At 70.4% G+C, this 8,148-nt stretch carries 10 protein-coding genes; 4 read left to right on the top strand and 6 right to left on the bottom strand.

The genetic code is table 11. The features are described from left to right. Nucleotides 1-296: 296 nt before the first annotated feature. Together E3O62_RS16575 and E3O62_RS10085 are read right to left on the bottom strand one after the other, a co-directional pair. On the bottom strand, nt 297-443 hold the full coding sequence (locus E3O62_RS16575) for a hypothetical protein (protein WP_166786458.1): 147 nt from the start codon (nt 441-443) through the stop codon (nt 297-299). Beyond that, the gene (locus tag E3O62_RS10085) at nt 434-754 is read right to left on the bottom strand and encodes an AarF/UbiB family protein (RefSeq protein WP_241973416.1); all 321 of its coding nucleotides are present in this window, start codon (nt 752-754) and stop codon (nt 434-436) included. Before E3O62_RS10085 ends, E3O62_RS16575 begins: the two co-directional genes overlap by 10 nt. Nucleotides 755-935: 181 nt before the next feature. Between E3O62_RS10085 and E3O62_RS10080 the strand changes: the two genes are divergently transcribed. Continuing rightward, nucleotides 936-1,634, top strand: a complete 699-nt coding sequence (locus E3O62_RS10080) for an NAD(P)H-hydrate epimerase (RefSeq protein WP_241973415.1) — start codon at nt 936-938, stop codon at nt 1,632-1,634. Between the two features lie 42 nt (nt 1,635-1,676). Further along, on the top strand, nt 1,677-1,856 hold the full coding sequence (locus tag E3O62_RS10075) for a hypothetical protein (RefSeq protein ID WP_134398404.1): 180 nt from the start codon (nt 1,677-1,679) through the stop codon (nt 1,854-1,856). Nucleotides 1,857-1,964: 108 nt separating this feature from the next. On the opposite strand, the gene E3O62_RS10070 is transcribed toward E3O62_RS10075, so the two are convergent. Further along, nucleotides 1,965-2,876, bottom strand: a complete 912-nt coding sequence (locus tag E3O62_RS10070) for a LysR family transcriptional regulator (protein WP_134398403.1) — start codon at nt 2,874-2,876, stop codon at nt 1,965-1,967. Nucleotides 2,877-2,948: 72 nt separating this feature from the next. Here E3O62_RS10070 and E3O62_RS10065 point away from each other — a divergent pair, with 72 nt between their 5' ends. Next, nucleotides 2,949-3,917: a DMT family transporter gene (locus tag E3O62_RS10065; RefSeq protein ID WP_134398402.1), complete on the top strand. Its 969-nt coding sequence runs from the start codon at nt 2,949-2,951 to the stop codon at nt 3,915-3,917. Nucleotides 3,918-4,119: 202 nt separating this feature from the next. On the opposite strand, the gene E3O62_RS10060 is transcribed toward E3O62_RS10065, so the two are convergent. Further along, a complete protein-coding gene (locus E3O62_RS10060) occupies nt 4,120-5,046 on the bottom strand; it encodes an ornithine cyclodeaminase family protein (protein WP_134398401.1) in 927 nt (308 codons plus the stop codon). Nucleotides 5,047-5,465: 419 nt separating this feature from the next. On the opposite strand from E3O62_RS10060, the gene E3O62_RS10055 reads away from it, so the two are divergent. After that, on the top strand, nt 5,466-6,437 hold the full coding sequence (locus E3O62_RS10055) for a carbohydrate kinase family protein (RefSeq protein ID WP_134398400.1): 972 nt from the start codon (nt 5,466-5,468) through the stop codon (nt 6,435-6,437). 15 nt (nt 6,438-6,452) lie between these two features. Here the strand turns inward: E3O62_RS10055 and arsM are convergent, their stop codons facing one another. Next, nucleotides 6,453-7,289: an arsenite methyltransferase gene (gene arsM, locus E3O62_RS10050; protein WP_134394848.1), complete on the bottom strand. Its 837-nt coding sequence runs from the start codon at nt 7,287-7,289 to the stop codon at nt 6,453-6,455. Nucleotides 7,290-7,387: 98 nt separating this feature from the next. After that, nucleotides 7,388-8,140 (bottom strand): SGNH/GDSL hydrolase family protein, encoded by a 753-nt coding sequence (locus tag E3O62_RS10045; RefSeq protein ID WP_134394849.1) that lies wholly within the window; start codon nt 8,138-8,140, stop codon nt 7,388-7,390. Nucleotides 8,141-8,148: the final 8 nt, after the last annotated feature.

The following is an 8,148-nucleotide window of genomic DNA, read 5'->3' as shown; positions in this document are numbered from 1 at the left end:
TGTCCACCGTGCCGAGCGCTTCAAACTGCCGAGCTTCGTTTTGGTCGGTGGCGCTAACGCGCACATAGCCAACCACCTGCCCTCTGTGTCCAATCATCTCTACGATCCCCCGTCGCTTCTGTCCAATAATATCGGACACCCACTCTGATTGACGCACAGGCTGCTACGCGTTCCAGATAGCCTCGGGCCGCTTGTCACCTCCGCTGTGCCCTGGTCATCGAGAGGCAGAACAGCTCGTGTGCAGGGGTCTCCTTTACCGGCTGTGAGCAGCGGGTCAGAATGCCGGCGCTGGCGATTCAATCGTCGAGACCGAATGCCTCGGAGACCTGGTCGATGGTGCTGAGCACGGTGCGCATGGCGGCGCCGAGCTCGGCCCGAGGCGCGTCGGACGTCTCGTTCAGGTCGCTGAACGTGTCGCCGACCAGGTACTCCATCACCAGCACGCGATCGCTGGACAGAGACTCGAACAGCTCGGGGAAACGCAGGTCGCCGGCCCGCGGGCCGCGCAGCTGAAGGCGCGCATGGCCGAGAGGTTCAGCGCCTCCAGCCGGAAGTCCAGTTGGCGCACGAGGTCGGCCGCATAATCCTCGGCGACGGCCTTGATGCCCAGAGTTCTGGCCTGCGGAGACGTCAGGCTCATCAGGTTCGTCACCCGCAGGGCGATGGCGACGTCGTGCCGCAGTTCCGGCACGATCCCGGACCGCTGCACTTTGACGACCGCCACCGTGCCGTTCATCAGGGTCGCCCGGTGCACCTGGCCGATGGAGGCCGCGGCGATGGGATCGGGATCGAAGCCGGCGAAGACGCCGGCGAGGCCCGCAGGATGGGAGACGGGTGCGAACCGGGTGGCACGGGGGGCACGGACAGATCTCGGCAGGGCTCGGCGGGCGCCCCCGGTGCCGTAATTCGCACCGCCGCGGGCGTACTCTGGCGACGTGAAAACCTACACCGCCGCCCAGATGCGCGAGGCCGAGACTCCTTTCCTGGCCGAGGGCGTGCCGCTGATGGAGCGGGCATCGGCCGCGCTCGCCGCGGAAACGGCGGCCCTGCTCGAGGAGCTGCTCCCGGAAGGTCGGGGTGTGCCGGACGCGCGGGTGCTGGTGCTGGCTGGTGCGGGGAACAACGGCGGCGACGCCCTGCACGCGGCCGCGCTGCTGGCCGCGCAGGGTGCCCTGGTGACGATCGTGCCCACGTCGGCACAGCTCCACGACGGCGGCCTCAGCGCCGCCCTGGCGGCCGGGGCGGCGCTGCTGCCCCTGAATGAAACGGATGCCGCTCTCGCCCGGGCGGCGCGGGCATCCGCCGTGATCCTCGACGGCATCCTCGGCACCGGCACGAGCACCAGCCCGGCGCTTCGCGGGCGGGCTCGTGAGGTGGTGGCGGCCATCCTTCCCACGCTGCACGACCACGGTGCGCCCCTCGTGGTGGCGGTGGACCTGCCCAGCGGGATCGGCGTCGACGACGGCGCCGTGCCGGACCCCACCGTGCTGCCCGCGCATCTGACGGTGACGTTCGGAGGCTGCAAACCAGGCCTGCTGCGGGAACCCGCGGCGAGCCTGGCCGGACGGATCGTCGTGGCCGACATCGGCATCGGCCACGAGCTCACCCGGATCGCGGCCCGGGATCGACGGTAGTCATTTCCTCCCGCCCAAAGGCACTGAGGAGGGGCCGACGCCGTGATCACAGTTGCGCCCGCAGTGTTCGTCGCCGCCTTCGGTATGTTCCAGACGCCTGCCGGGCTGTGGCCGTTCCTGCTGGTCCCCATCTGGTCGGTGGGGGAGATCCCTGCGATGGTCAGGCAGCTGCAGTTCACGCGCGCTGTGCAGCGAGTCAGGGAGCAGCTCGTCGACTGGTGAGGCGGCGCATCCGTCGCCCGTCCCCGCTCTCGCGGGGTGGGGTGTCCGCTGGAAGACCTCGTCGACCTTGACCATGCCGGTGAGTCGGACATCCGCCCAACGCAGCGGTCATTCCGTGCGGCAGTCGGCCACCGCTCGAAGCTCGCCCAGCACCCGGCGCACCGACGCCCGCAGCAGCGTCTCGGGGCGGCTGAGCACGTCGATCTGGCGGCCGACCCGCAGGTCGTCGATCGGCAGCAGCACGAGGCCGGACCCTGGCGCCGGGGCCATCGTGTACCGCGGCAGCAGTGCGATCGCGGCCCCCGAAGCGACCACGGAGGCCGCCACGAAGAACTCATTGATGCGGTGCTCGATGCGTAGAGGGTGCCCGGCGCTCGCCGCGACGACATTCACCGCCTCCGCGAGCGGGAAGCCCGGGTGCCCGGCGATCCAGGGCTCGTCGGCGATGTCGGCGACGGACACCGACGACCGACCGGCCAGCGGATGCCCGACATGAAGCGCCACATCCAGCGGTTCGTAGAGCAGCGAGGTGACCGTGACCCGGTCCGGCCAGAGGGGATCGTGCGGTAGCCGGTGGGCGATGACGAGGTCGTAGTCGGCGACCAGTGCCGGGAAATCCTGCCGTGCGACATCCTCGTCGCCGCAGCGGAGGGGCGGCCCGGTGGGTCCGACCGGACTGGCCAGTCGCGAGATCAGAGGCCCGAACCAGGCCAGCCCGGCGCTGTGGAACGCCGACAGGCTCACCGGCGCGGCCGGCTCCTCGTGGAAATGTGCCACCGACTGCTCGGCGGCGGCCATCGCCGTGGACACGCTGGCGGCGGCGGTGGCGAGGGCCGTGCCGGCGGGTGTCAGCACAAGCCTGCGCCCGCGTCGTTCGGTCAGCGCCACGCCCGTGCTGCGCTGCAGCGCGGACAGCTGCTGCGACACCGCCGACGACGAGACGAACAGCGCGCGGGCCACCGCGGCGACGCTGCCGCGCTCGCCGAGTTCCCGCAGGATAAAGAGCTGATGCAGATCCATAAGCAAACACTAAAGTCTCAGTTCAGAATTGGCCATCTGGACTTAACGGATGCCGCCCGGCAGCATTGGCCCATGACCTTCCTCCCGCGGCTCGGACGTTACCGCATCGACGCCGTCCTGCTGCTCGTCGCGCTGGTCTGGGGTGGCAGCTACCTCTCCGCCAAGGTGCTCACCGAGCAGGCGAGCGTGGGCGCCGTGCTCGCGTTGCGCTTTCTGGTGGCTGCGCTGGCGCTGCTGCTGATCTGGGCGTTGAGCCGGCCGCGGCGGCCGACCCGCGCCGAGCTGGCCGGAGGCGCGCTGCTCGGGCTCACCCAAGCGGCGATTCTCTGGTTGGAGACGGCCGGCGTGGCCGTGACCTCGGCCACCAACGCAGGCCTGATCATCAGCCTGACGATCATCCTCACGCCGATCCTCGAGTCGGTCGCGGCGCGCAACTGGCTTCCGCGTTCGTTCTTCGTGGCCGCGGTGCTCGCGGTCGTCGGGGTGGCGCTGCTCGTTTCCGGCAACGGTTTTCGCGCCCCGAACCCTGGCGACCTACTCATGCTCGCCGCGGCGCTCGTGCGCGCCCTGCACGTCACCATGGTCGGCCGGGTGACCCGCGCCGCCGGCGCCGGCCGCCGGCCCGGCACGCTCACGATCACGCTGGTGCAGGCCGCCGTGGGTGCCCTGGTGTTCACCGCAGCGGATGCCCCGGGCACGCTTCGGGCGATCGGCGCCTTCGGTCCGGCCGCCTGGCTGGGGGTGCTCTACCTCGGTCTGGCCTGCAGTGTGTTCGCGTTCCTGGCCCAGACCTGGGCGATCCGGCACACCTCGGCCGCGCGGGCCAGCCTGCTGATGGGCACCGAACCGGTCTGGGCGGTGGTTGTGGGGGTGAGCCTCGGCAGTGAGAACCTCGGCCTGGTTGCGGTGCTCGGGGCAGGCCTGATCATCGCGGGCACCTCGTGGGGACAGCGGGTGGAGCGGGGGCACCGACTTCGGGCGGCGGCCGACGTGCTCGCGGTGCCGGCGCCGTCACATCCGTCGCCCGCGGCCGTCGGCTAAAGCAGGGTTTGGCTGCAGCTCGGCGTGCGCGCGCTCTCGCTCTCGCCTGCACTAAATCCAGCCCGAACGAATTCGACGGAGACTTTACCTGAAACGGTCTCAATCCCTCTGAGAAAAAACGCCCTGATGGGAAAATCTCCGTCGAATTGGTTCGACGCTACCCACGGCGCTCCGTGATGAACGGCGTACACGCGCGGTGGGATTACTTACGGAAGACGGCTTGGGCGACCACCAGGTCCTGCCAGGACATGCCGGAGCTCGTGAAGACGCGGGGGCGCGACTGGTCGACGGCGACCGTGCCGGTCAGGATGTCCCGCATCGGCACCAGGGAATCGGCCTGGATCACGCCCTCCCGGAGCGGGATCAGCACGTCGCCGCCCTCCCGCAGCGCGACCTGGCTGTCTTCGACGACGACCTGCGCGCGTCCGATCAGCGCGCTGGAAAGCTCGCGGGCGTCGGGCTCGTGCGACCCGACCGCCACCGTGCAGGAGTTCCGCGGCACCAGGGACCCGTCGAACAGCGGGGTGCGGGCGGTGGTGGCGCAGACGATGAGCTGAGCGTCGGCCACGGCGCCGGCGGTGCCGGTCTGTGCGGGCAGCCCGCCCGCCCGCACCTGCTCGGCCAGTGCCTCGGCGCGGCCCGGGTGTCGGCCGACCACGGTGACCCGGCCGACCCGGCGGATGGCGCGCATCGCCTCGACATGCCCGCGCGCCTGGGGTCCCGAGCCGAACACCACGAGGTGCTCCACCTCGGCGGGCGCGAGCAGGTCGGCGACGGCCGCCGACACCGCCGGGGTGCGCAGGGTCGTCAGTGCGATGCCGTCGAGCAGGGCGACCGGGCTGAGCGTGGCCGCATCCATCAGCAGGTAGACGCCCTGGATGCGTGTCCGGCCGAGCTGCGCGTTGCCCGGCGCGACGGTGGCGATCTTGACGCCCACGAACTCGGCGGACTGCGACGGCATGAGCAGCAGCTGGCCCCGGTCGAGGGGCAGGATGCTGCGGCTGAAATCAAGCGCCGGGTCGAGCCCAGCCCGCACAGCGGACTGCAGGGCACGTGCCGCGGTGCCGACGCCGACGCGGGCGAAGATCTCGCTGGCGGAGATCCACGGGGTGGGTGCATCGGAAGCCATGCTCCGACTGTACGTGTCGGAGTGTGGGGGCAGGTCACCCCGATGATGTCCTGCCCCCGACTAGGGGTGCTTCGCTCCGGTCTCATACGGACCCTGCAATCAGGGACTAAGGACCGGTGTTCGGGGAACAACCCTGCCTATATACGAGCGTACGACGATGCCGCGCCCGGCGGAAGGGTCTGAACAAACGCGGCCGCATTTGGTTTCGCAAGGTGACGCGGGCCGGCTCGGGTGACGCGGGCCGGCTCCGGGTAGCGCCCCGAACGAATTCGACGGCGATTTTGCGAGGATCGCCCCTGCACGCGCCCAAAAAGCCGTTCTGCACGAGAATCTCCGTCGCATCGGTTCACTATTGATGAGGACTCACGCACCTAGGCTTGGTGTGACGGGGTTGTTGGCAGGGGCAAGGGAGAGACCGAATGACGGAGCAGAACCTGACTGACCAAAGCCTGACTGACCAAAGCGCGACTGACCAAAGCCCGACTGACCAAAGCCTGACTGGCCAGAACCGGGTGGTCGTGGTCGGCGACGCACTCATCGACGAGATGCTGAGCCCCGGGTCCCGCCAGGAGTTCCCCGGCGGCGCCGCCCTCAACGTAGCCGTCGGCCTGGCCGTGCTCGGTGTGCCGACCACCCTGATCGCCATGGTCGGCGACGACGCCGACGGCGCCCGGCTGCGCGAGTTCCTCGCCGCGCACGACGTGACTTTGGTCGCCACACCCGGGCCGTTTGGCAGCTCCCGCGCTACCTCCGACCGCACCGACGCCGAGCCTACCTACGCCTTCAACGAGGCCGCGCAGAAGCGCCGCATCGAGTTCGGCCCGGCCGAGCGCGCGGCCCTGGACGACGCCCGCCTCGTGGTCGTGAGCTGCTTCCCTTTCGACGACACGGCCCAGACGGATGCCTTCATCGCCGCGGTCGCGGAGCCGGAACGCCGCCTCGTGATCGACCCGAACCCGCGTTCGGGCATGCTCGCCGACGGCGACCTGTTCGTGGCGAACTTCGAACGAATCGCCGCCCGGAGCCTCCTCACGAAGGTGGGGGACGAGGACGCCGAGCTGCTCTACCGCAGCACCCTCGAGGAGTTGCAGGAGCGGCTGCTGGCTGCCGGCACGCAGACGGTGCTGGCCACGGCCGGGCGCGCGGGGGCATCCGTTGCCTGCGGCGCCGATCTGCGGGTCAGCGAGCCGATCGCCGTGCTTCCCGGCGCCGTCGTCGACACCATGGGCGCGGGCGACGCCACCCTCGCCGGGGCCGTGCAGACCATGCTGACGAGGGGCGTGCCCACGGATGCCGCGGGCTGGCAGGCCCTGCTGGCCGACGCCATGCTGATCGCGGCCGCCACCTGCCGCCGGGAGGGTGCCCTGCTGCGCGTACCCACCGCGGGTTAGGCGGCGCTGGCCGGTCTAGGCGGCGCTGGCCGGCTTGACCGCCCGCACGATGGCGCCGTGCATCCCGTCGGTCACCTCGTGGGTCAGAGTGACGCTCACCTGCTCGAAGCCCGCGGCGGCGAGCAGGGACTCGTACTCCGTGATCGAGAGCGCGCCGGCGATGCAGCCCACGTGGGAGCCGCGCTCGGCCCGCTGGGCGGGCGCGAGGTGGTTCTCGGCCACGACGTCGGACACTCCGACGCGGCCGCCGGGCCGCAGCACGCGAAACATCTCCCCGATCACGGCGGGTTTGTCCGTCGACAGGTTGATCACGCAGTTGGAGATGACGACGTCGACGCTGCCGGAGCCCAGTGGGATCTCCTCGATCGTGCCTTTCAGGAACTGGACGTTCTGCGCCTGGGCTGCGACCGCATTGTGCCGGGCCAGGTCGAGCATCTCGTCGGTCATGTCGAGGCCGTAGGCGAAGCCGGTGGGACCGACCCGGCGGGCGGAGAGGAGCACGTCGATGCCGCCGCCCGAGCCGAGGTCGAGCACGGTTTCGCCGGCCTGAAGGTCGGCGACGGCCGTGGGGTTTCCGCAGCCGAGGCTGGCGAGCAGGGCAGCGCCCGGGAGGTCCTGGGTCGACGCGTCGTCATAGAGCGCGGAGCCGAAGACCAGGCTCTCGTCGATGGCGGTCGGCGCGCAGCAGCCGGTGGCGGTATCCGTTGCCGAGGCGGTAGCGTCGCCGCCGCAACACGTGACGTCGGGCGCGGCGGAGAGCAGAGACCGACGCCCCTCGTTCGTGACCGAGAGGGCCGCACTCGCGTAGCGGGCCCGCACCTCGTCGCGCACCGGGTTGCTGTTCTCGCTCATGGCGTTCTCCCTCGACTGAGTCCTGAATACATTGATGGTTATCGATGTAATCTACCGCTGAAGATCGATCATCGTCAATCCAAGCTGGCCCACTTCACTCAGGCGGCGTCGACCGGCTCCAGGGTGGGTCGCTTGGGCGGGCGGCCGTCTCCGGAGGAGCGTCCGGTGAGTCGGCGTCCGATCCACGGCAGCACGAACTCGCGGTAGTACGCGGCCGTGCTCTGCACCTGCTCGTCGGCCGCGGCGGGCGCATCCAGCCACTCCACCGGAACCGGCACCCCCAGCTCGGCCAGCACGTTTGTGGCCACCCGGGTGTGCCCGAGCGCGTTGAGGTGCAGCTTGTCGACCGACCAGAACCGCTTGTGCTCCAGCTCGGAGTCGGCCCAATTGTCGACGAGCGTGACGCCCGGCCGGTCGAAGGCGGCGCGCGCGGCATCCGCCAGCTGATCGCCGCGCCGGCGCATCAGGTTGCCGAGCGGCAGGTGGTGCGAGGGATTGCCGCCACTGAGCACCAGCACGTGCACGCCCTGCGCCTCGGCCCGGTCGACGACCTTCCGCATCAGGTTGACCACATAGGGGATCTCGACCCGCGGCCGCATCACGTCGTTGCCGCCGCCGCAGATACTGAGCAGGTCGGGGCCGAGCGCGAGCGCGGGCTCGAGCTGCTCCGCCACGATCGGGCCGAGCAGCCGACCGCGCACGGCGAAGTTGGCGTAGGAGACGGGGTGAGCGGATGCCGCGGCGAGCCCGAGCGCGACCAGGTCGGCCCAGCCGCGCACCTGGCCGCCCGGCAGGTCGTCGCCGACGCCTTCGGTGAAACTGTCGCCCATGGCCACAAAGCGATGGAACATCCGGACCC

Source organism: Cryobacterium sp. TMT2-15-1, from assembly GCF_004402345.1.
GTDB lineage: Bacteria > Actinomycetota > Actinomycetes > Actinomycetales > Microbacteriaceae > Cryobacterium > Cryobacterium sandaracinum.
The sequence above is the reverse complement of the archived record's forward strand: the minus strand, read 5'-3'. Positions and strand labels throughout refer to the sequence as shown.